Raw genomic sequence first — 23,927 nt, forward strand, 5'->3', positions numbered from 1 at the left:
TATGTTCGCCCCCTATCCACAGATTCTCCCCTCTTTGGCTAGAAATAGAAGTTTAAAGGGCAGGTTTAGACCACAGCCTGTGGATAACTTTGTGGGTAACTTTTAAAGGGCTTTTAGCCAGGATGTGGGTGATTAGATGGCAACGCTTGCGCAGGTTGATCTGCAAAAACTTTGGGAGCAGGTGGTCTCATCCGTCTCTACCCCGCAATACAGCGCATTCTTAGCAAGAACTAAGCCGCTTGGTTTACTGCCAGGTGCTAGTGATGAGGGATCAAATCTCTTGTTATCAGCTCCGGATCTTTTCACTAAGGATGTTTTAGAGACCAGGCTGCGTGGAATTTTAACTGAGGAGTTAAGTAATCAATTTGGTGAAAAAATAAATATTGCGGTCACTGTTACTAGTGAGGGTAAGGGTGAAAATTATGATGAGGGTGATAATGATGGTGAGCAAGATTTCACTCCAGAGGTGATTGAGACACAAAATTTACCTAAGGTTGGTGTTGGCAGAAACTCCACCTCATTAAACAATAATGAAAGTGCGCAATTAAATCCAAGATATGTTTTTGAATCATTTGTTATTGGTGCCTCCAATAGATTTGCCCACGCAGCTGCGGTGGCGGTGGCAGAGGCGCCAGCAAAGGCTTATAACCCGCTATTTATCTATGGTGAATCTGGGTTGGGTAAAACCCACCTATTGCACGCTATTGGTGCTTATGCCAAAGAGTTGTATGGCTCAGTTCGGGTGCGCTACGTCTCATCTGAGGAGTTCACAAATGATTTTATTAACTCCATCCGCGATGACAAGGCTTCAGTCTTTCAAAGACGTTATCGCGACTTAGATATTTTATTAGTTGATGATATTCAATTTTTGGAGAACAAAGAGCGGACACAAGAAGAGTTCTTCCACACCTTCAACACCTTGTATAACGCTAATAAACAGATAGTTATCTCCAGTGATCGGCCGCCGAAACAGTTAACTACTTTGGAAGATCGCCTGCGCTCTAGATTTGAGTGGGGATTAATTACCGATATTCAACCACCAGAGCTTGAAACCCGTATTGCAATTCTTCGTAAGAAAGCTGCGCAAGATAAATTAAACGCACCGGATGAAGTTTTGGAGTACATCGCAAGTAAAATCTCCACAAATATCCGTGAGTTAGAGGGGGCGTTAATTCGCGTCACTGCATTTGCCTCTTTAAATCGGCAAGGTGTTGATTTATCACTGGCAGAGATTGTGCTTAAGGATTTAATTCCGGAGGAGGGTGGCCCAGAAATCACTGGACCAACCATTATGGCCCAGACCGCCTCCTACTTCTCACTCTCAGTTGATGATCTTTGTGGCACCTCAAGGTCTCGGGTTCTAGTCAATGCCAGACAGATCGCGATGTATCTTTGCCGTGAGATGACAGAGCTCTCTTTGCCGAAAATTGGTCAGGCTTTTGGGGGAAGAGATCACACCACAGTGATGCACGCCGATCGCAAGATTCGCCAATTGATGGCTGAAAGACGCTCGATCTATAACCAGGTGACTGAGTTAACCAACCGGATCAAGCAGCAATCTAAGAAGTAGGGTTTTAAGACAACTAAATATCGAAAAGTGTCCCCAGATTAATACCCCCAACTTGGGGATAAGATGTGGATAAGTGTGGATAATGTTTTTTGAGGGTTTTTAAAAACTTGATTTAAACAAGGCTCCCACACCCTCTCCACAGCTTTGGGGGAAGGTTTTATTGCGTCTGACCTGCGGTTTTGTTAAAAACCCACAGTTTGATCTCTGGTTATTACTAACCACTATATAGAGATAAATAGCTGGGTGGCAGCGAACTGTTGGATAAAACTTTAAGTAGTTAAGATTTCTAAATTATAAAAGTTAAAAATAAAGGAAGCGGGCGAAAAGGTGAAGTTTGTAGTTGAAAGAGATGATCTAGTTGATGCTGTCAACTGGGTTTCTAAATCAATCTCTAATAGACCTATCACCACCGCCTTGCTTGGAATAGTTATTGATGTGCAGGATGAGATCACATTATCTGGCTCTGACTTGGAGACTGCAGCTAAAGCAAAGTTTAAAGCTGACGTTTCCCAAAAAGGAAAAGTTTTAGTTCCAGGAAGATTACTTGCTGAAATATCAAGGGCCCTTCCTGCAAAACCAGTCAATTTTAATTTAGAAGGAAGCAGGGTTTTAGTAACAGCAGGAAGTGCGAAATTCACATTACCAACCCTGCCATTAGTTGAGTATCCAACCCTGCCAGAGTTACCAAGTGCTTCTGGAAGTTTAGCTTCAGATTTATTTGCAACCGCAGTAAATCAAGTAGCGATTGCAGCAGGTAAAGATGACTCACTACCAACACTAACTGGTGTATTTGTGGAGATTAATAAAAACCAAATCACATTAGCTGCGACTGATCGATACCGCTTAGCGGTTAGAGAGTTAACTTGGAGTGCTAAAGATGCCAACATCGAAACCACTTCATTATTACGCGCCCGTACCTTGGCGGACGCAGCTAAATCTTTAATCGGATCAACCCAAGTGACAATCTCTTTGGCACCCACAAACACAAATGAAAAATTAGTAGGTTTTGTCGCCGAAGGAAAAAGTATGACCTCAAGAGTTTTAGATGGCTCCTTCCCCCCATTTAGGCACCTACTGCCAAATGATTCAACCGCAAATGCAATTATTGAAGTGGCGCCATTTTTAGATTCAGTACGAAGGGTTGCATTAGTCACCGATAAAACTGTGCCACTTAGGCTTAATTTCTCAAACAACACATTGCAATTAGAGGCTGGTACTGGGGATGAAGCTCAAGCCAGTGAGAAGTTAGATATTAATTATAAAGGTGAGGATATAAATATCGCTTTTAATCCAACCTTTTTAACAGATGGATTAAATGCAATCAGCACCGCATTTGTACACATCGCATTTACTGGCGCAAATAAACCAGCGGTATTAACTGGCCAAACTGAGGCAGGAAGTGCGCCAATCACTAATTACAAATACTTATTAATGCCAATGCGCTACTCCTCATAATTATTTAATTTTAATTTAGTGTTAATCACCAACTTAAACCTCACCAACTACCGCTCCTACACCTCACTTGAGCTACAACTTCAACCCGGTGTTTCAATATTTATTGGTAAAAACGGTGAGGGTAAGACCAATATTGCAGAAAGTATTCTCTATTTAACCTTTTTAAGCTCACACCGAGCAAGCGGAAACACCCCTTTAATAAAACTAGGCAACAACAGCGCTTATATTCGAGCCAAAGTGAAGTACCCAGAGCGGGAGGTGTTAGTTGAATTGGAGATAAATAATGAAAAAACCAACCGTGCAAAAGTAAATCAAAATCCAGTCCGCAGCCAAAAAGAGATATTTGGGATTGTGCAAACCATCTACTTTTCACCGGAGGATTTAGATATTGTTAGAGGAGATCCAAGTGAACGAAGAAGATTTATCGACCAACTACTAACTTTAAGATCACCCCGTATTGCTGGGGTGATTACTGATTATGAAAGAGCGGTAAAGCAACGAAACTCATTACTAAAAACCCGGGCATCAACTGATGCGCTAGCCCCCTGGGACAAGCAGGTAGCAGAGTTTGGTGGGCAATTAATTGCACTTCGGCTATCTGCTTTACTAAAGTTAAAGCCATTATTTAACGAGGTTTATCAGCAGATCTCAGATACAAAACCCGCTCAAATAATCTATAAATCCAGTATTGAAAATCCAACAACAGATGCTTTAGAAAACACAGGTAAAATTATGGAGCGGTTAATTACTAATCGTGGCGCAGAGCTAGAGCGAGGATTAACCCTAGTTGGCCCCCACCGAGATGATCTCACTTTGATGTTGGGTGATCATTTGGTTAAAGGCTATGCAAGTCAGGGTGAGTCTTGGTCTATTGCATTATCTTTAAAACTTGCCACCTATAATTTATTAAAATCAGAGGGCTTATCACCAATTTTAATTCTAGATGATGTTTTCGCAGAGTTAGATGAGGAACGCCGAGAGAAGTTAGCCTCAATAACTCAAAGCGCGGAGCAAACATTAATCACAGTGGCGGTGGAAAATGATCTTCCTAAATCTATTACTGGAGTGAAGTATTTAGTGAAGTCAGGTGTGGTGAGTAAAATATGAAACGGGATCTAGCAAAAGAGCTATATAAATTTTATCGCTCTGGTTTTCGAAAAACCCAAAATAATGATCAAACAAATGAAAGCAGAGAAAAAAATATTGATCCACAATCTCTAGAAGCTGTTTTAGCCGAGATGGTGGCGGGTAGAAATTGGGGACAAGGTATTGCAGAGGGAAATCTTTTTAGTAATTGGGCGGAGGTAGTTGGTGTTGAGATCGCTGAGCACACAACACCTATCTCATTAGTTGATGGCAGGTTAACAATTCAATCAACATCATCTGCTTGGGCAACCCAAATGAGACTTATGCAAAATGAGTTGTTAAAAACTATTTCAAATTCAGCGCCGGGTGCTCTAGTTGAGGAGTTAAATATGATTGGCCCACACGCGCCAAGTTGGAAACGAGGGCTTCGTTCAATAAAGGGGGCTAGAGGGCCGCGAGATACCTACGGCTAGTATCCACCCACAAAACTTGGCTAAAAGCTGCGCATTTCACCCACAAACCCTTAATTTGAGTATTTCTAATCTTGATATCCCGATAAGATTATGGGGTGCGCCGGTCTAATAACGGCCAGGATCACCTATAAGAGATTTTGGGGGTATACCAGTGGCGACTAAAAACACCGCAACCCAAGCTCAATCTAAGAAGGAACACAAAGGGTATGACGCATCAAATATCACTGTACTTGAAGGATTAGATGCGGTTAGAAAAAGACCAGGTATGTATATCGGCTCAACTGGTGAGCGCGGGCTACACCATTTAGTTTACGAAGTAGTTGATAACTCAGTTGATGAAGCACTTGCTGGTTATTGCAATGAGATCAATGTTATTTTGCAAAAAGATGGATCAGTTAAGGTCATAGATGATGGCAGAGGTATTCCAGTTGATATTCACCCAGTTGAAAAAAAACCAGCGCTTGAGGTTGTCTTAACTGTTTTACATGCCGGTGGAAAATTCGGTGACGGTGGCTACTCAGTTTCAGGTGGATTACATGGTGTTGGTATCTCAGTTGTTAATGCATTAAGCACCGACCTGTCAGTTGAGGTAAAACGTGATGGATTTAATTGGCACCAAAGCTATAAATTAGGTGTGCCAACTACGCCAGTAAAAAAGGGCAGTAGCACACAAGATTCTGGCACAACGGTAACCTTTTGGCCATCAAAAGACATATTTGAAACCACAGATTTCTCATTTGAGACATTGTCGGCGCGTTTTCGCGAGATGGCATTTTTAAACAAAGGATTAGTTTTAACTCTAACTGATGATCGCACCGGACATGTTGATGATAAAGGAAATCCATTACATGTTAGGTATGAGTACGCTGGTGGAATTATAGATTTTGTTAAACATTTAAATTTATCAAAGGGTGCAACTCACAAATCTGTGATCTCTTTTATCACCGATGACAGCAAACACAAAATGAGCCTGGAAGTTGCAATGCAATGGAATACTGGATTTTCAGAATCTGTTTACACCTTTGCAAACACAATTAACACTCAAGAAGGCGGCACCCATGAAGAGGGCTTTAGAACCTCACTCACCTCAATAGTTAATAAGTTTGGTGAGGAGTGGGGATTTATTCGAAAGAAAGAGGATCGCTTAACAGGTGATGATGTGCGTGAGGGATTAACTGCAATAATCTCAATTAAAATAGCTGAGCCACAATTTGAGGGACAAACCAAGACAAAATTAGGTAATACTGAGGCTAAATCCTTCACCCAAAAAGCAATGAATGACCACCTAACCTCTTGGTTTGAAAAAAATCCAAGTGAGGGAAAAGATATTGTTAGAAAATCAATAGATGCAGCCGCAGCCCGTGTTGCTGCTAGAAAAGCAAGAGATCTCTCCCGTAATAGAAAAGGATTACTTGAAGGCCGAGGCATGCCTGGAAAATTAGCTGATTGCCAATGGACTGAGCCAGAAAAGTGTGAGTTATATATTGTTGAAGGTGACTCCGCTGGTGGTTCAACTAAGGGCGGCCGTGATTCACGTTATCAAGCAGTGCTTCCAATTCGTGGAAAGATTTTAAATGTTGAAAAGGCAAGAATTGATCGCGTCTTACAAAATAATGAGGTGCAAGCCTTAATTACCGCACTCGGCACCGGCATTCATGATGATTTTGATTTAGCAAAGCTGCGATATCACAAAATTATTTTAATGGCAGATGCTGATGTTGATGGCCAACATATTAGAACCTTGCTACTTACTTTGTTATTTAGATTTATGAAGCCGTTAATTGAAAACGGTTTTGTTTATTTGGCTCAACCACCATTATATAAATTAAAGTGGGGCGGCAAAGAACCAGTCCAGTACGCCTTCAGTGACAAAGAGCGAGATGGTTTTATTCAAATGGGATTAGAGAATGGGAAGAAATTACCAAAAGAGGATGGCATCCAAAGATTTAAAGGATTAGGTGAGATGCCAGCAAAGGAGTTGTGGGACACCACAATGGATCCAGCAACTAGAGTTCTAATTAAAGTCACCTTAGAGGATGCAGCTGCGGCAGATGATTTGTTCTCAGTATTAATGGGTGAAGATGTTGAATTGCGAAGATCTTTTATCCAACGAAATGCTAAAGATGTCAGATTCTTGGATATTTAATTATGGATAAGACGTTTACCGATAATGAAACTGAACATGGACGTGATCGACAAGAGTCGGTAGATCTGCAAGTTGAGATGGCTAGGTCATACCTAGATTACGCAATGAGCGTAATTGTTGGTAGAGCGCTACCGGATATTAGAGATGGTTTAAAACCAGTACACCGCAGGGTTTTATATGCAATGTTTGATGCTGGTTACAGACCAGATAAGGGTTATTACAAATCATCTCGAATTGTTGGAGATGTGATGGGAAATTACCACCCACATGGTGATACCGCTATTTATGACGCAGTAGTTCGCTTGGCACAGTTCTGGTCACTTCGCTATCCATTAATTGATGGCAATGGAAACTTTGGCTCCCCTGGTAATGATCCAGCTGCTGCAATGCGTTACACCGAAGCTCGGCTTGCACCACTTGCAATGGAGATGATGCGAGACATTGATGAAGAAACAGTTGATTTTATTCCAAATTACGACGGCAGATCACAAGAGCCAACAGTTTTACCATCTCGCTTTCCAAACTTATTAGTAAATGGATCTGCCGGTATTGCAGTTGGTATGGCAACAAATATCCCACCACATAATTTAAATGAGGTTATTGAGGCGACATGTTTTGCACTAGAAAACTCAGAGATGAAATCTGATGAGTTATTAAAAAAACTAATGGGAATTGTTAAGGGTCCCGACTTTCCAACCAAAGCATTAATTGTTGGCAGAGGTGGAATTGAGGATGCATATCGAACCGGCCGTGGCTCAGTAATTATGCGAGCAGTTGTTGAGGTTGAAGAGATTAATAAGCGCACTTGCCTGGTTGTGACCGAGCTTCCTTATCAAGTAAACCCAGATAACTTAGCGTTAAAAATTGCAGAGCTGGTCAAAGACGGCCGGATTAAAGGAATTGCAGATGTTAGGGATGAAGGAAATGAACGTTTAGGACAAAGATTAGTAATTGTTCTTAGAAATGATGCGGTAGCAAAGGTTGTCTTAAACAATCTCTATAAACACACCCAATTACAAGATTCATTCGGTGCAAATATGTTGGCGCTAGTTGATGGCGTGCCAAGAACTTTGCGGCTTGATGAGTTCATCCGTTACTACATTGAGCATCAAGTTGAGGTAATTGTCAGACGAAGCAAGTACCGTTTAGTTGAGCGGGAAAAAAGAGATCACATACTGCAAGGTTATTTAAAAGCCCTTGATGCGTTGGATGCAGTAATCGCCTTAATTAGAGCAAGCAAGACGCCGGAAGAGGCCCGTTCTGGGTTGATGAAATTACTTTCAGTAGATGAATTACAAGCGAATGCGATCTTGGATATGCAGTTGCGCAGAATCGCAGCTTTAGAGCGGCAGAGAATTATTGATGAACATGATGAATTAATGAAGGAGATCAAAGAGTTAAAGGTGATTTTAGCTAGCCCTGAAAAGCAGCGAACCATAATCAAAAGTGAGCTAACAGAGGTTGGTTCAAAGTATGGCAATGATCGACGTACCCAAATAATCGCAGGAGATACCGATTTGTCTGTTGAGGATTTAATTCCTGATCAAGATGTGGTGGTGACAATTACCAAAGGCGGGTACTCAAAACGGACTAAGGCTGAGGCTTATCGGGCTCAAAAACGTGGCGGTAAAGGCGTAAAGGGAGCGGCATTAAAAACCGATGATGTAGTTGAACACTTCTTTACTGCAAGCACACACAACTGGTTATTATTTTTTACCAACAAAGGGCGGGTATATCGTGCCAAAGTTCATGAACTACCCGATGCAGGAAGAGATGCCAGAGGACAGCACGTGGCAAATCTTTTAGCATTTAAGCCAGATGAGTTAATCGCTCAAGTTATTGCAATCTCAGATTACTCAACTCAACCTTATTTAGTAATTGCCACAAAAGCTGGCATTGTTAAGAAGACACCATTGGTTGAGTATGACTCACCAAGAAGTGGTGGCTTAATTGCGGTTTCACTTAAAGCAAATGATGAGGTGGTCTCAGCAACATTAGTAAGTGACAAGGAAGAGTTGTTATTGGTTTCAAAGATGGGAATGTCACTTCGGTTTGCAGCTAATGATGAAAACCTTCGACCAATGGGAAGAGGAGCAACCGGTGTTATTGGGATGAAATTTAGAAAAGGTGACAACCTATTAGCGATGGCAGCAATTAGTAGTGATAATAAAAATTACGTATTTACTGCAACTAATGGTGGTTATGCCAAACGAACAAAGCTTGAGGAGTATCGAACTCAAAACAGAGGTGGAGTTGGAGTTAAAGCTGCAAAGATTAACGAAAATTCTCGAGGTGTATTAGTAGGGGCGATGATTGTGCAAGAAAGTGATGAGATTCTTGCGATCTCATCAGCTGGCACAGTAATGCGCACACCATTGACACAAATCAGAGAGACTGGCAGGGACACCTTGGGTGTAAGGCTGGTTAACCTAGATGCTGGAATCTCAGTAGTATCTGTTACTCGTTTAGTTGATGATCTTGATTAAGCGTAATAAGTAGATAGATGATGAGGTATCTATAAGTACTTTTGGATAGGAAGTGCCTACTCAGGTAGCCTTCACCAGCAATATGGGCCTATAGCTCAGCCTGGTTAGAGCGCTTCCCTGATAAGGAAGAGGTCTGTGGTTCAAGTCCACATAGGCCCACCCTGCACGCAATGCGGGGACCTAGCTCAATTGGTAGAGCACCGCCTTTGCAAGGCGGGGGTTAGGGGTTCGATTCCCCTGGTCTCCACAAGTATTTATATTTATTAATTTAAATATAAATTATTTTAGATAAAGAAATGAGCGCAACAATGAACTCAGCAACCCTACACACCTCTATGGGCGATATTGTGATTGAACTATTTCCAAACCAAGCACCAAAAACTGTTGCAAACTTTGTTGAGCTCGCAACTGGGGCTAAAGAGTGGGTTGATCCAAATATTGGCCAGAAGGTTAAGACAAATCTTTATGACGGAACTATTTTTCATAGAGTAATTCCAGGATTTATGATCCAAGGTGGTGATCCACTTGGAAGTGGTATGGGAGGACCTGGATATAATTTTGCTGATGAGTTTCACGGTGAGTTAAATTTTGATAAGCCATACCTACTTGCTATGGCAAATGCTGGGCCGAATACCAACGGCTCACAATTTTTTATAACTGTAGCAGCCACAACTTGGCTAAACCGTAAACACAGTATTTTTGGTGAGGTTAAAGATGATGCCAGTCAAAAGGTAGTAGATGTGATTGCTGGCGTAAAAACTGGGGCTAATGACAAACCTGTGCAAGCTGTAAAGATTACATCCGTATCATTTAAGTAAATGCCAAAATCTTTAACTAGAGATTTAGTTGTTTTTATCTCTGGTTGTTTTGTATTAAGTTTAATCTGGCCAAGTCTGCAGTATGAGTTCGCACTCTACGGTCTGGCTATTGAAAACGGTCAGTGGTATCGATTATTTACTGTTGCCTTAGTTCACGGCGGCTGGATACACCTACTTTTTAATATGTTAGCGCTTTACTCACTTGGCTTTAATATTGAAAACTACTTAGGTAGAGGCAAGTACATCTTTATTCTTATCACCTCACTTTTATTTGGCTCAATCACCTCCTACCTCTTTAACCCGTTAACCAGCATGGCGGTCGGCTCTTCCGGCATGATCTTTGGGCTTTTTGGCTGCCTACTTATTGTTGGCAAACGATTGGGCGCGAATCTAAAAGAAGGGGCAGGATTAATTGCATTAAACCTTGCTATTCCCTTTCTCATCCCTGGAATTGACTGGAAGGCCCATCTAGGTGGGCTGCTCGGTGGCGGCCTTGCCACCCTGGTGGTTAAGCCTAAAAAGAGCAGCTGGGAATAAACTCCACGCTTAATTAGTTCCTGTAGATAGCAACCTTGAGCCTATCTGGCTCAACCTTTTGACTAGATGGGGGCTCAAGGTTGAAAATAGGCCTATGAAAAGGGGTTAGAACCTCTTTTAAAAAGGATAAAACTTAAAAAACAGGAGGAAGTGAAAAAAATGGCAAGAGCGGTCGGAATTGATTTAGGAACAACTAATAGCTGTGTTTCAGTATTAGAGGGCGGTGATCCAACTGTTATTGCAAATGCGGAAGGAGCAAGAACCACACCTTCCATAGTTGCCTTTGCAAAAAATGGTGAGGTATTAGTTGGTGAGGTTGCAAAGCGACAATCTGTAACCAATGTGGAGCGAACTATTCGCTCAGTTAAAAGACATATGGGTACCAACTGGACTCAAGATGTTGATGACAAGAAGTACACACCTCAGGAGATTAGCGCACGTATTTTAATGAAGTTAAAACGTGATGCTGAAAGTTATTTGGGCGAGACAATATCTGATGCGGTAATTACTGTTCCGGCATACTTTAATGATGCCCAACGTCAAGCAACTAAAGAGGCTGGTGAGATTGCTGGTCTTAATGTGCTTCGTATTGTTAATGAGCCAACAGCTGCTGCGCTCGCCTACGGTTTAGATAAGGGTGACAAAGAGCAAACTATTCTAGTTTTTGACTTAGGTGGTGGAACATTTGATGTTTCACTCCTTGAAATTGGCGAAGGTGTGGTTGAGGTTAAAGCAACCAATGGTGATAACAACTTAGGTGGAGATGATTGGGATCAAGCATTAGTTGATCACCTGGTAAAAACCTTTGCTGCTAAAAATGGAATTGATTTAACAAAAGATAAGATGGCGATGCAACGTGTTCGTGAAGGTGCTGAAAAGGCAAAGATTGAACTTTCATCCTCTGCTCAGACCTCAATTAATCTGCCATACATCACGGTTGATGCTGAGAAGAATCCACTTTTCTTAGATGAAACTATTACTAGGGCGCAGTTCCAAGGATTAAGTGCTGACCTACTCGAGCGATGCAAAAAGCCATTCCAATCAGTATTAAAAGATGCTGGAATCCCAATTGCAGATATTGATCATGTAGTTCTAGTTGGTGGATCAACTCGTATGCCAGCTGTTGTGGATTTAGTTAAATCATTAACTGGTGGCAAAGAGCCAAATAAGGGAGTTAATCCAGATGAGGTAGTAGCTGTGGGCGCTGCCTTACAAGCTGGTGTTTTAAAAGGTGAAGTTAAAGATGTGCTTCTTCTTGATGTCACACCTTTATCACTGGGTATTGAGACTAAAGGTGGGGTATTTACCAAGTTAATTGAGCGAAATACCACTATTCCAACAAAGCGAAGTGAGATTTTCTCAACCGCTGATGACAATCAACCTGCTGTGCAAATTCAAGTATTCCAAGGTGAGCGCGAGATGGCTGCTTACAACAAAAAACTTGGCATGTTTGAGTTAACTGGATTACCACCAGCACCACGTGGTGTCCCACAGATTGAAGTTACATTTGATATTGATGCAAATGGAATTGTTCATGTCTCAGCTAAAGATCTTGGAACTGGCAAAGAACAACGGATGACAATTACCGGCGGCTCTGCTTTATCTAAAGATGATATTGAGCGAATGATGAAGGATGCTGAAGCTCATGCTGATGAGGATAAGCAACGCCGCGAAGAGGCAGATGTTAGAAACTCAGGTGACTCACTGGTTTATCAAACTGAAAAGTTCTTAAAAGATAACGCCGATAAGTTTAATGAGGGTGAAAATGCTACTAAAAAAGTTGAGCTTGAATCTGCGATTGCAGAGTTAAAGAAATCACTCGAAGGTACTGATCTTTCAGCAATCAAGAGTGCAACTGAAAAAGTTTCGGAGATCAGTCAACAACTGGGTGCTGCTTTATATGCAGCAAATGCTGCGCAAGCACCAGCAAGTGATACTCCTGCCGATGATGGTGTGCAGGATGCTGAAGTTGTGGATGAGCAAAAGTAATGAGTGAAGAAAACTTAGCTGCGTCAGAGAAGGAACTTTCTGACGCAGTTGATGAGGTTTTAAGTGAGGCAACTGTTGTAGTTGATGAGGTGGCAACTTTAACCGCTGATCTACAACGGCTGCAGGCAGAGTATGCAAATTATCGAAAGCGAGTAGATCGTGATCGAGTGGCTACAACTGAGTTTGCATTTGCAGCGGTATTAATGGAGTTTTTACCTGTACTAGATGATCTAGATCGGGCTGCCGAGCATGGTGAATTAACCGGTGGTTTTAAAGCGGTTGCTGATCGTATTAACGGTATTGTTGAAAAATTAGGGCTAACAAAGTTTTCTGAAGCACCTGTGCCATTTAACCCTGAGATTCATGAAGCGCTAACTCATGAAAGCTCAGCAGATGTTACTGAGCCAACCGCCTCAAAGATTTTACAACCAGGATATAAGTTTAAAGATCGGGTAATTAGACCAGCACGGGTTGCTGTTAGTGATCCAGAAATATCCGCGTAATTCAAGGCTTTTATGGCTGCCAAGGATTTGTATGAAAAGGATTACTACCAAATTCTTGGTGTAACAAAAAACGCAGATAGTGATGCAATAAAAAAACAGTATCGAAAACTTGCCAGGCAATTACATCCAGATAAAACAAAAGGTGATAAAAAGCTAGAGGATAGATTCAAAGCGGTCTCTGAGGCCTATGACATATTAAGCGATGATAAAAAACGACGCGAGTATGACGACGCCAGAGAGGCATTCAAATCAGGTCGGATTTCATCTGGATTTAATGGTGGTGGGCAAGGTTTTAATGGCGGTGACTTCTCAGATTTATTTGGCTCAGGTGGGGATATTTTTTCAACATTATTTGGTGGTGCCCGTCAGCGTCACGGCGCTGATCTACAAACTGAAGCCTCAATTGGATTTAAGGACTCTATCTATGGCACAGAGTTAAATTTAAGGCTAGCCCCGCAAGGATCTACGCCAACAAATATCACTACCAGAGTTCCTGCTGGGATTAAGGATGGCGCAAAGATAAAAATTAAAGGCCGGGGTGCACCAGGGGCAGCAGGAGCTGGTGATTTATATGTATTAATCCATGTGACACCACACTCAATATTTTCTAGAAAAGATGAAAACATCCACCTAACTTTGCCAATTACATTTGTAGAGGCGACATTAGGTGCTGATATATCAGTTCCAACATTAGATGGGGATGAAGTAACAGTTCGTATTGCACCTGGCACTCCGTCGGGTAGAACACTCCGAGTAAAAGGGCGCGGAGTTAAAAAAGGCTCAACTACTGGGGATTTAATGATCACTCTAGATGTGAAAGTTCCACAACGTGTTGATGGCGCAGCTAAAAAAGCGGTTGAGGAGTTTGCTAAAGCGACAAAGGATTTTAATCCCAGGGATGAATTATTTGAAAAGGCTAAGTTATGAATAACGAGAATCCAATCCCACAAGATGAGGCAGTTTATGTAATCTCAGTTGCATCCCAGCTTTCTGGATTGCATCCACAAACCCTTCGCCAATACGACCGCCTAGGAATTGTTTCCCCAAATAGAACAGTTGGAAAAAATCGTAGGTACTCACTCCTAGATATTGTGAAATTACGTAATGTTCAGCGCTTGGTTGGTGAAGGAATAAACCTTGCAGGAATAGCCAGAATTATGCAATTGGAGGAGGCGGTGGCAAATATGTCACTAGAGGTGGCAAAACTTAGAACTGAAGTAGACGCACTGCTTGAGGCAAATCCACCAAGATCATTAGTCAGGCGAAGTGAACAAACTGTTGTTCTTTATCCAAAAGATTAATAGTAAGTAGAGATAGGCTCACCTATATGTCAGCTAAAGATGCACTAAAAAATGAAATATTAAAAAAAGCTGTAGTACATGGAAAAGTAATTTTATCTTCAGGTAAAGAGGCGGATTACTATGTTGATCTACGCCGAGTTACTTTAGATGCAACAGCTGCGCCATTAGTCGGTGAGGTAATGCTGGAGTTAACCAAGGATTTAGATTTCCAAGCTGTTGGTGGCTTAACACTAGGAGCTGATCCCGTGGCAACAGCAATGATGCATGTAGCAGCAAAAAGTGGCCGCAAATTAGATTCATTTGTAGTTAGAAAGGCAGAAAAAGCACACGGCTTACAACGAAGGATTGAAGGCCCTGATGTAAAAGGACGCAGGGTCTTAGCTGTTGAAGATACCTCTACAACTGGTGGATCAGTTTTAACAGCGGTTGAAGCCTTAAAGGAAGCGGGCGCAATTGTTGTTGCAGTTGCAGTGATTGTTGAAAGAGGTGCGGCACCAAAAGTCAAAGAGGCAGGATTTGAATACCGTGCGGCATACCAACTAACTGATTTAGGTTTATAGCTAAGGCCTTTTTCTTCTTTTTAATATTTCTATACCTATTGGCAATAAACTAAGTGCAATAATCAATGCAACAATCGGTAGAAGGAATTGATCTACAGAACCTTCAATTTTTTCACCTAATAAGTAGCCAAGTAAAATAATTCCATCGGTCCAAATTATTGCACCGATTACATTCCAAAATATAAAAACCTTGGTTGGAATATTAACAATTCCAACTATTGGATTTATTAATGTTCTAACAAATGGAATAAATCTTGCTAAAATTAAAGCTTTACCAATACCGTATTTTTCTAACCATTTTTCTGTCTGCACAACCCTTGCCTGAGTGAAAAATCTTCCATCTGGTCGATCAAATAGTTTTCGCCCATACTTTGCACCAAACCATCTGCCGACAAATGATCCAACTATGGCTGCAATTGGTGCGCCAATAAATAATTCTAAGGTTGGCAGCTGATTTCCATTTAATAACGCAGCTCCAGTGCCAGATGCTGCAATACCAGCAACAAATAAAAGGGAATCTCCTGGAAAAGCTAGGCCAAGTAGCAGACCGGTCTCAGCAAATAAAATGGCTAAGATTCCAATCAAGCCAAGGTCAGTCACAATAAAGTTGGCATCAAAGAGATTCATATAGGAGTTGAGGGTATCTGCCTCAGATAGGGAAAATAAGCGTGATTTATCCACGGCATACCTCTTTATTTGTAAAAAGGGCTCTGGGTATGCGTAAACTCGCCCGTCGTTAGTAATGTGCTCAAAGTTGAGCCCTACCCAAGGAGAGTTCTTTGAATCTTGTCCAAGTAAGCGGAAGTAATCTCACCTACGTATATGTAATTTTAGGAATCTCACTGGCAGCACTTGCCATCGCCTTCACTCTTCGCGCCCAGGTTCTAGCCCAGGATGAGGGCACAGCAAAGATGCAAGAGATTGCAGCAGCGGTACAAGAAGGAGCTGCGGCATATCTATCTCGCCAATTTAAAACACTCTCAGTATTCGTGGCGATAGTTTTTGTGTTGTTATTTGCCCTTCCAGGTGAAACAGATATCAAAATTGGTCGATCAATATTCTTCCTAGTTGGCGCAGGTTTTTCTGCCCTAGTTGGTTACAACGGTATGTGGCTTGCAGTAAGAGCGAATGTTCGTGTAGCGGAAGCAGCCCGTAAGAAATCTGCAGAGCGCGCCGTACAAATTGCATTCCGAACTGGTGGCGTTGTTGGTATGACAACAGTTGGGCTTGGTCTGCTGGGCGCATCTTTAGTTGTAATTATTTATAAAGAAAATGCACCATCTGTACTCGAAGGATTTGGTTTTGGCGCCGCGATGCTGGCGATGTTTATGCGTGTTGGTGGTGGAATCTTTACAAAGGCTGCGGATGTTGGCGCAGATTTAGTAGGAAAAGTTGAAAAAGGAATTCCAGAGGATGATCCACGTAATGCGGCAACTATTGCAGACAATGTTGGCGACAATGTTGGAGATTGTGCTGGAATGGCCGCAGATCTATTTGAGTCTTACGCCGTAACTCTTGTTGCTGCACTCATCCTTGGAAAAGCTGGATTTGGTGATGCCGGTCTTATCTATCCATTGATAGTGCCCGCAATTGGAATTGTTACTGCAGTTTTAGGAATTTTCTTAACCAAACTGCGTAAGAGTGATAAAACTGCAATGACTGCGATTAATCGCTCATTCTTTACCAGCGCAATTATCAGCGCAGTATTAGTTGGATTTGCAACCTTTACATATCTTCCAGATTCATTAATGAATATGTCAGGTTTGTCTGCTGAGGCTCAAGGGATTGATATTAATCCAAGAGTATTTGCATTGGGCGCAGTATTAATTGGTATTGCACTAGCTGCAGCTATTCAAGTACTAACCGGCTTCTTTACTGAAGTTGGCAAGCGTCCAGTAAATGATGTAGCAGCCTCTTCAAAGACTGGGGCTGCAACAGTAATTCTTGCCGGTGTTTCAGTGGGATTTGAATCAGCTGTTTACTCTGCCTTATTGATAGCAGGCGCAGTATTTGGAGCATATTTATTGGGCGCCGGCTCTGTTGTGCTTTCACTATTTGCTGTTTCCTTAGCAGGAACAGGATTGCTAACAACTGTTGGCGTAATTGTGGCAATGGATACCTTTGGACCAATCTCAGATAACGCACAAGGTATTGCTGAGATGAGTGGTGATGTTAAGGGTGAAGGTGCAAAGATCCTTACCTCACTGGATGCAGTTGGAAATACAACTAAGGCGATTACAAAGGGTATTGCAATTGCAACCGCTGTTTTGGCAGCAACTGCATTATTTGGAGCATTCACTGATGCAATTAAGAACTCTGTTCTTGAAAAAGGTTTGGTAGTTAAAGATCAGGTTCTTTCACTGCAAGGTGTATTAGATGTGGCAGATCCAAGAAACTTAGTTGGATTAATTATTGGCGCAGCTGTGGTCTTTATGTTCTCAGGCCTTGCAATCAACGCTGTTAGCCGTGCTGCTGGCGCCGTAGTTGTTGAAGTTCGCGCACAATTTAAGAAGTATCCAGGAATTATGACTGGCAAGGTAAAGCCTGAATACGGCCGTGTAGTTGATATCTGTACACGTGATTCATTACGTGAACTTGCAACTCCAGGATTACTTGCCGTTATGGCTCCAATCGCAGTTGGATTTGGTTTAGGCGTGGGCGCACTTGGTGCCTACCTTGCTGGATCAATTGGAACTGGCACATTAATGGCAGTCTTCCTATCTAACTCAGGTGGAGCTTGGGATAACGCAAAGAAGATGATTGAAGATGGCAAGTTTGGTGGCAAAGGCAGTGAAGCTCACAAAGCAACAATTGTTGGCGACACTGTTGGTGATCCATTTAAGGACACAGCTGGCCCTGCAATTAACCCGTTGATTAAGGTAATGAACCTTGTTGGTTTGTTGATTACCCCTGCAATTGTTGGTTTCACATTAGATGATAATCAAATGATGAATACGGTGATTGCACTCCTTGCAACCTTGGTAATCATTTGGGCTTTGGTGCGAAACCGCAAACGCGCAACCGCCATCGCTTAAAGCTTTATCTCTTCCCCATTTAAGTTAAGAAGGAAGTACTTTGGGAACAAAGTTAGTAATTGTTGAGTCCCCTGCAAAGGCGCGCAAGATTGGCTCCTTTTTAGGGGATGAGTATGTTGTTGAAGCATCTGTGGGTCATATTCGCGATTTACCACAACGCGCAGCTGATATTCCAAAAGAATATAAAAAGTTTGCCTGGGCAAAAGAGGGTGTAAACATTGAAGAGGAGTTTGCACCTTTATATGTAATTAACCCAGATAAAAAATCTAAGGTGGCAGAGTTAAAAGAGTTAATGAAGGATGCTGATGAATTAATTCTGGCAACGGATGAAGACCGCGAAGGTGAAGCGATCGCATGGCATCTAATTGAAGTATTACGGCCAAAAATTCCAGTTAGGCGAATGGTTTTTCATGAAATTACTAAAGATGCAATTCAAAAAGCTGCTAAGGAAACTCGAGATCTTGATTATCGATTAGTAGATGCTCAGGAAACCAGGCGTGTATTAGATCGCCTTTATGGATATCGATTATCACCAGTTTTATGGAAAAAAGTTATGCCAAGAATTTCAGCAGGACGTGTTCAATCAGTTGCAACTAGATTAATTGTTGAACGCGAACGTGAACGAATGGCCTTTATTTCTTCTAGTTGGTGGGATTTAGCAGCAGCATGTGATGCAGGATTTTCAGCAAGGCTTTTATCTTTAAATGGTAAGCGGGTCGCTGCTACAAATGATTTTGATGCAAATGGTGGAATAAAAGATAAATCTGCTGCAAATATTTTATTACTTGATGAAGCAGGTGCTAGAGAATTAGTTCAATCATTGCAAGGTCAATCACTAGTTGTTAAATCATTAGAGGAATCTCCAAGAACTGAGCGGCCAAAACCACCCTTTACAACCTCAACTATGCAACAAGATGCTGGATCTCGTCTTGGCTGGGGAGCACAGTTAACAATGCGTATTGCCCAACGGTTATATGAAAACGGCTATATCACCTACATGAGAACAGATTCAGTAACACTTTCATCTTCATCAATTACCGCTGCAAGATCATCTGCACAAGCACTTTATGGAAAAGAGTTTGTGCCAGCAACCCCAAGAGTTTATGAAGGCAAAACAAAAAATGCTCAAGAGGCGCATGAGGCGATTAGACCAGCAGGTGAATCATTTAGAACCCCTGGTGAATTAGCACCAGAGTTATCAAGAGATGAGTTTGCACTCTATGACTTAATTTGGAAGCGAACTATTGCTTCCCAAATGTCAGATGCTAAGAAACAACAGATGCGAGTTGATTTTGATGTTAAAACTAAAACTGGTGCCGATGCAATATTTCGCGCAAATGGATCGGTAATTACATTTGCTGGTTTCTTAGCAGCCTATGAAGATATTGTTGAAGATAAGGCAGATGTTGAAGATACAGATCGTAGATTGCCAGCAATGAGTGTTGGTGAAAAGATAAAGGTAAATGAATACAGCTGTGAGGGGCATGAAACAAAGCCGCCAGCAAGGTATACCGAGCCAACATTAGTTAAAAAACTAGAGGAGCTTGGAATTGGCCGGCCATCAACCTTTGCTTCAATTATGCAAACTATTCAAGATCGTGGATATGTTGCAAAACGTGGCCGGGCATTAGTTCCTACATTCTTAGCATTTTCAGTTACAGGATTATTAGAGCAGCACTTCACAAAGCTAATTGATTACGAATTTACCGCATCTATGGAGGAGGATTTAGATCGCATTGCAAATGGTGAAGAGGAGAGAGTTGCTTGGCTAACTAAGTTTTTCTACGGCACAGAAAATAATCCAGGATTAGCTGATTTATCGGCTGATCTAGGCGCAATTGATGCGCAAGCAATTAACACCATGAAGATGGGTGAAGATATTGAAATCAGAGTTGGCAGATTCGGTGCATATCTACAACAAGGTCAAGGGGATGATCGTAAGTTTGCCAATATCCCAGAGCAGATGGCACCTGATGAATTAACACTTCCTGTTGCAATTGAATTATTAGCCAAACCATCGGGTGAGCGAAAATTAGGAGTCGATCCGGGAACTGGATTAGAGGTCATCGCAAAATCTGGTCGCTTTGGTGCATATATAACTGAGGTCTTCCCTGAAGAGATAGTTGAAGAGGGCGCGAAGAAAAAACGTAAGAAAAAAGATGCACCAAAACCAAAAACTGCCTCATTACTTTCAACAATGTCATTAGACACAGTTGATTTATCTGACGCGCTTCGTTTGCTGTCTCTACCTAGATCTTTAGGTTCATATCAAGATGAAATTATTACTGTTCAAAATGGTAGGTATGGCCCATACATGAAACACGGCGCAGATTCACGAACTCTTACAAGTGAAGATCAATTGTTTTCTATTGGCTTAGAAGAAGCAATTGAAATATATAAACAACCAAAGGTAAGAAGACGTGGCGTAGCAAAGCCACCACTAAAAGAATTGGGTAAAGATCCACAAACAGAACGTGAAGTAATTGTGAAAGATGGCAGGTTTGGTGTGTATGTAACAGATGGTGAAACAAATGCAACATTAAGACGTGGTGATGCGGTTGAGTTACTTACATTAGAACGTGCTCTTGAGTTACTTGCGGGACGTCGAGCTTGGGAGATTGAAAACCCAGGTGGATCAAAGAAGAAAGGCAAGAGAGCGAAGAAAAGTGCACCAACACTTACTGAGAAAACTGTGAAAGGTGCGGGGGCGAAAAAGAAAGCCAAAAAGGCAGCAACTGGTGTTGGAAATGCACCAAAATAGCGGTCGCTAGTCACAAGTAGACTTCCATCATGTCTTTGCCATTTCCAGCAGCACCTGCGCAATCTGAATCAAGAAGTGTCCTTGCAATTCCAGCATTTAGAAAACTTTGGCAAGCGATGGCTTTTTCATCCTTTGGCGACTGGCTTGGACTTCTAGCCTCAACTGCATTAGCTCAACAACTAGCAGGTGGTGATTATGCCAAGGCAAACTTTGCAATTGCAGGCGTATTTATTGTCAGGTTGTTACCAGCAGTAATCTTAGGTCCATTTGCTGGTGTTATTGCAGATAAGTTTGATCGTAGAAAATTGATGATTATTTGTGATGTTTTACGCTTTTCCCTATATCTTTCAATACCAATTGTTGGAAACTACTTTTGGCTATATACCGCATCGATTCTGGTGGAAATTGTTACCTTATTCTGGTCGCCTGCAAAAGAAGCATCAGTTCCAAACCTTGTTCCTAAATCTAAATTAGAGAGTGCTAATCAGGTATCACTTCTTGCAGCATATGGAACTGCTCCAATTGCTGCGATTTTGTTTTCTACTCTTGCATTATTTACAGGTGCAATAAATGCAGCTTTGGGAAACACCACACCAGCATCGGCTGCAGATCTAGCTCTTTATATAAACGCAGTGAGTTTTCTATTTTGCGCGTACACAGTTTGGCGCTTAAAGGAGATTCCATCAGGGCCAAGTCAGAAGTTAAATTCTTCTTCAATTGGCAAATCTCTTTGGGAGGGCTTCTCATTTATCAAAGGCTCTAAAATTATTAGAGGTCTAATCTTTGGAATGCTTGGTGCCTTCTTTGCAGCAGGCGCCGTAATTGGACTAGCTCGAACCTTTGTCGATGATCTACAAGCTGGTGAAGCTGCTTATGGAATTTTATTTGCGGCTGTATTTTTTGGGCTAGCACTAGGTATCTCATTTGGGCCAAGGGTATTTGCACAATTTTCTAGAAGAAGATTATTTGGAATTTCATTAACTATTTCAGGATTATTATTAGTAATTCTCTCCTTGGTTTTAAACCTAGTACTTGCAATCTTTATCACCGTTTTACTTGGCTTATTCTCTGGCATCTCTTGGGTAATTGGATTTACCATGCTTGGGCTTGAGGTCGAAGATGAGGTGCGAGGAAGAACCTTTGCATTTGTTCAATCAATAATAAGAGTCTCACTAGTTTTAGTTTTAGCAATTTCACCATTGGTAGCAGCTGCAATAGGTGAACATACCTACTCATTTAGAACCACAACAGTTACCTATAACGGCGCTGCCTTTACGATGTTTTTCGCCGGATTTATTGCAGTACTAGTTGGAGTTATTTCATATAGACAAATGAGAGATCGACCAAATGTTTCACTTTTAAGTGATATTAAATCAGCATTCCGTGGTGAGTTAGGTGCGATCACAGGTCAGGTGACAAGTGGAGTATTTATCTCATTTGAAGGCGGCGAAGGTTCTGGCAAATCAACTCAAACAAAATTGCTAAAAGATTGGCTTGAGAAAAATGGTGAAGAGGTTTTATTAACTCGTGAACCTGGTGGAACTACTTTAGGTAATCAATTACGGGATATTTTGTTGGACAATAAAACTGGCGTGATTTCACCTCGTGCTGAAGCTTTGATGTATGCAGCAGATAGAGCCCATCATGTTTTCTCTTTAATTAGACCTGCTCTGCAAAGAGGTGAGATAGTAATTACAGATAGATACTTTGATTCATCAATTGCATACCAAGGGGCTGGAAGAGTATTACTGCCAAGTGAGGTAGCAAGAATTTCTAGATGGGCAACAGAGTCTTTAACTCCAACTTTAACTGTAATCATGGATCTACCAGCCGAGATCGGCTTAGGCAGATTGCATTCAACTGATCGATTAGAGAGTGAACCATTAGCTTTTCATGAAAGAGTAAGGCAAGAGTATTTAAACCTTGCCCACCTTGATCCTGAGCGCTTTTTAGTGGTGGATGCATCTTTAACTATCGAACAAATTCATCAAATTATTATTGAACGAGTAGGCGCCATTAAAACTTTAAAAAGAAACCTGAAATAACTGTGAGTGTTTTTTCATCTTTGATTGATCAATCTCAAGTGGTTGAAATCTTAAAAGATGCTGCTCAAGCAGCTCATAATTCAAATGATTTAAGCCAAGTAATGACAAGTACCTGGCTTTTCACCGGCCCACCTGGCTCAGGGCGCTCAAATGCAGCGATTGCATTTGCTGCAGCTTTAGTTTGCAAAGAGGGTGGTTGTAGTAAATGTAACGATTGTCTGTCAACAATTCTTGGTACGCATGCAGATGTTGAATTGATTAAAACTCAAGGTTTGTCTATAAAAATTGATGAAGTTAGAGAATTGATAACCAGAGCTTCTTGGTCACCATCTGTTGCAAATTATCATGTTGTTGTAATTGAAGATGCTGATCGTTTAACTGATTCTGCTGCGAACGCACTACTTAAAGTAATTGAAGAACCAGGCTTAAGAACTATTTGGTTGCTTTGTGCTCCAACTTTAACTGATGTTTTGCCAACTATAAGGTCAAGGTGTCGACATCTTTCATTGCGAACACCATCTACCAAAGCAATAACTAAATTATTGATTGAAAGAGATGCAGTGGACGCTAAAACAGCAGAGTTTGTAGCACGTGCTTCAGGTGGTCATATTGGACGAGCAAGAAGATTGGCCACAGATGCTAACGCAAGAGAAAACCGGGCAAATATTTTGAAACTACCTTTAATGATCAAAGATATTGCTTCAGCATTTAAAGCAGCTCAGCTTTTAGTAGATGCAGCCAAAGCTGATGCACTAACTGATGCTGAGAAGAAAGATGAAGATGAAATTTCGAAATTGAAAGAGGCTTGGGGTGCTACAGGTAGCAAAATGGCTAGTGGTGGTTCAAAAGCTGTGAAGGAGTTAGAGAAAGAACAAAAATCAAGATCAACAAGAATGGTCAGGGATTACTTAGATCGAGCACTCCTAGATCTTGCAACGCTGTATAGAGATGTACTGCTTCTTCAATCAAACTCAACAGATTCACTAATTAATCAGGATTTAATTGAACAAATCAAAATAATGGCTACTTCGACTAATCCAGCCAAGACTCTTGCCAAGATTGAAGCGATCTTAAAAACCCGAAGAAATTTGGCCCAAAATGCAGCACCTTTATTACTTATTGAAGCATTGATGTGTGAATTACGTTAAGAAAATGGTAATTA

The 23,927-nt window shown here is 41.5% G+C and carries 18 protein-coding genes and 2 tRNA genes; 19 read left to right on the forward strand and 1 reads right to left on the reverse strand.

What is annotated here, in order from left to right:
• The first annotated feature begins 136 nt into the window (after nucleotides 1–136).
• The 15 genes from dnaA (at nucleotide 137) to pyrE (ending at nucleotide 14,924) form a co-directional block, all read left to right on the forward strand.
• Nucleotides 137–1,570, forward strand: coding sequence for a chromosomal replication initiator protein DnaA (gene dnaA, locus B1s21160_RS00005; RefSeq protein ID WP_095671876.1), 1,434 nt, complete (start codon nucleotides 137–139; stop codon nucleotides 1,568–1,570).
• Between the two features lie 327 nt (nucleotides 1,571–1,897).
• Entirely contained in the window at nucleotides 1,898–3,025 is a 1,128-nt protein-coding gene (dnaN, locus tag B1s21160_RS00010) for a DNA polymerase III subunit beta (RefSeq protein ID WP_095671877.1), read from the forward strand.
• Between the two features lie 18 nt (nucleotides 3,026–3,043).
• Nucleotides 3,044–4,132: a DNA replication/repair protein RecF gene (gene recF, locus B1s21160_RS00015; RefSeq protein ID WP_095671878.1), complete on the forward strand. Its 1,089-nt coding sequence runs from the start codon at nucleotides 3,044–3,046 to the stop codon at nucleotides 4,130–4,132.
• On the forward strand, nucleotides 4,129–4,584 hold the full coding sequence (locus B1s21160_RS00020; RefSeq protein ID WP_095671879.1) for a DciA family protein: 456 nt from the start codon (nucleotides 4,129–4,131) through the stop codon (nucleotides 4,582–4,584). Before recF ends, B1s21160_RS00020 begins: the two co-directional genes overlap by 4 nt.
• A gap of 151 nt (nucleotides 4,585–4,735) precedes the next feature.
• Entirely contained in the window at nucleotides 4,736–6,730 is a 1,995-nt protein-coding gene (gene gyrB, locus B1s21160_RS00025) for a DNA topoisomerase (ATP-hydrolyzing) subunit B (protein ID WP_095671880.1), read from the forward strand.
• 2 nt (nucleotides 6,731–6,732) lie between these two features.
• Nucleotides 6,733–9,216: a DNA gyrase subunit A gene (gyrA, locus tag B1s21160_RS00030; protein ID WP_095671881.1), complete on the forward strand. Its 2,484-nt coding sequence runs from the start codon at nucleotides 6,733–6,735 to the stop codon at nucleotides 9,214–9,216.
• An 84-nt stretch (nucleotides 9,217–9,300) separates the two neighbouring features.
• Nucleotides 9,301–9,375 (forward strand) — tRNA-Ile (locus B1s21160_RS00035).
• Nucleotides 9,376–9,390: 15 nt separating this feature from the next.
• Nucleotides 9,391–9,463: transfer RNA gene (locus B1s21160_RS00040), tRNA-Ala, on the forward strand.
• 61 nt (nucleotides 9,464–9,524) lie between these two features.
• Nucleotides 9,525–10,034, forward strand: a complete 510-nt coding sequence (locus B1s21160_RS00045; protein ID WP_095672867.1) for a peptidylprolyl isomerase — start codon at nucleotides 9,525–9,527, stop codon at nucleotides 10,032–10,034.
• Complete coding sequence (locus tag B1s21160_RS00050) at nucleotides 10,035–10,571, forward strand: rhomboid family intramembrane serine protease (protein ID WP_095671882.1); 537 nt, start codon at nucleotides 10,035–10,037, stop codon at nucleotides 10,569–10,571.
• A gap of 159 nt (nucleotides 10,572–10,730) precedes the next feature.
• Nucleotides 10,731–12,560: a molecular chaperone DnaK gene (gene dnaK, locus B1s21160_RS00055; protein WP_095671883.1), complete on the forward strand. Its 1,830-nt coding sequence runs from the start codon at nucleotides 10,731–10,733 to the stop codon at nucleotides 12,558–12,560.
• The gene (grpE, locus tag B1s21160_RS00060; protein ID WP_095671884.1) at nucleotides 12,560–13,063 is read left to right on the forward strand and encodes a nucleotide exchange factor GrpE; all 504 of its coding nucleotides are present in this window, start codon (nucleotides 12,560–12,562) and stop codon (nucleotides 13,061–13,063) included. The genes dnaK and grpE overlap by 1 nt, the downstream gene beginning before the upstream one ends.
• Nucleotides 13,064–13,075: 12 nt before the next feature.
• Nucleotides 13,076–13,990 carry a DnaJ C-terminal domain-containing protein gene (locus B1s21160_RS00065; RefSeq protein WP_095671885.1) on the forward strand — a complete coding sequence of 305 codons (915 nt, stop codon included), beginning with the start codon at nucleotides 13,076–13,078 and terminating at the stop codon, nucleotides 13,988–13,990.
• A complete protein-coding gene (locus B1s21160_RS00070; protein ID WP_095671886.1) occupies nucleotides 13,987–14,364 on the forward strand; it encodes a heat shock protein transcriptional repressor HspR in 378 nt (125 codons plus the stop codon). The genes B1s21160_RS00065 and B1s21160_RS00070 overlap by 4 nt, the downstream gene beginning before the upstream one ends.
• A gap of 26 nt (nucleotides 14,365–14,390) precedes the next feature.
• Nucleotides 14,391–14,924: an orotate phosphoribosyltransferase gene (gene pyrE / locus B1s21160_RS00075; RefSeq protein WP_095671887.1), complete on the forward strand. Its 534-nt coding sequence runs from the start codon at nucleotides 14,391–14,393 to the stop codon at nucleotides 14,922–14,924.
• Here the strand turns inward: pyrE and B1s21160_RS00080 are convergent, their stop codons facing one another.
• Nucleotides 14,925–15,551 carry a DedA family protein gene (locus B1s21160_RS00080; protein WP_095672868.1) on the reverse strand — a complete coding sequence of 209 codons (627 nt, stop codon included), beginning with the start codon at nucleotides 15,549–15,551 and terminating at the stop codon, nucleotides 14,925–14,927.
• A gap of 152 nt (nucleotides 15,552–15,703) precedes the next feature.
• On the opposite strand from B1s21160_RS00080, the gene B1s21160_RS00085 reads away from it, so the two are divergent.
• The 4 genes from B1s21160_RS00085 to B1s21160_RS00100 are packed head-to-tail and all read left to right on the forward strand — an operon-like array spanning nucleotide 15,704 to nucleotide 23,913.
• Nucleotides 15,704–17,959 (forward strand): sodium-translocating pyrophosphatase, encoded by a 2,256-nt coding sequence (locus B1s21160_RS00085; RefSeq protein ID WP_095671888.1) that lies wholly within the window; start codon nucleotides 15,704–15,706, stop codon nucleotides 17,957–17,959.
• Nucleotides 17,960–17,999: 40 nt separating this feature from the next.
• Entirely contained in the window at nucleotides 18,000–20,720 is a 2,721-nt protein-coding gene (topA, locus tag B1s21160_RS00090; RefSeq protein ID WP_095671889.1) for a type I DNA topoisomerase, read from the forward strand.
• A 29-nt stretch (nucleotides 20,721–20,749) separates the two neighbouring features.
• Nucleotides 20,750–22,765: a dTMP kinase gene (gene tmk, locus B1s21160_RS00095; protein ID WP_095671890.1), complete on the forward strand. Its 2,016-nt coding sequence runs from the start codon at nucleotides 20,750–20,752 to the stop codon at nucleotides 22,763–22,765.
• 2 nt (nucleotides 22,766–22,767) lie between these two features.
• Nucleotides 22,768–23,913 (forward strand): DNA polymerase III subunit delta', encoded by a 1,146-nt coding sequence (locus B1s21160_RS00100; RefSeq protein WP_095671891.1) that lies wholly within the window; start codon nucleotides 22,768–22,770, stop codon nucleotides 23,911–23,913.
• Nucleotides 23,914–23,927 lie beyond the last annotated feature (14 nt).

Origin of the sequence: Candidatus Nanopelagicus hibericus, assembly GCF_002288005.1 — a bacterium.
GTDB lineage: Bacteria > Actinomycetota > Actinomycetes > Nanopelagicales > Nanopelagicaceae > Nanopelagicus > Nanopelagicus hibericus.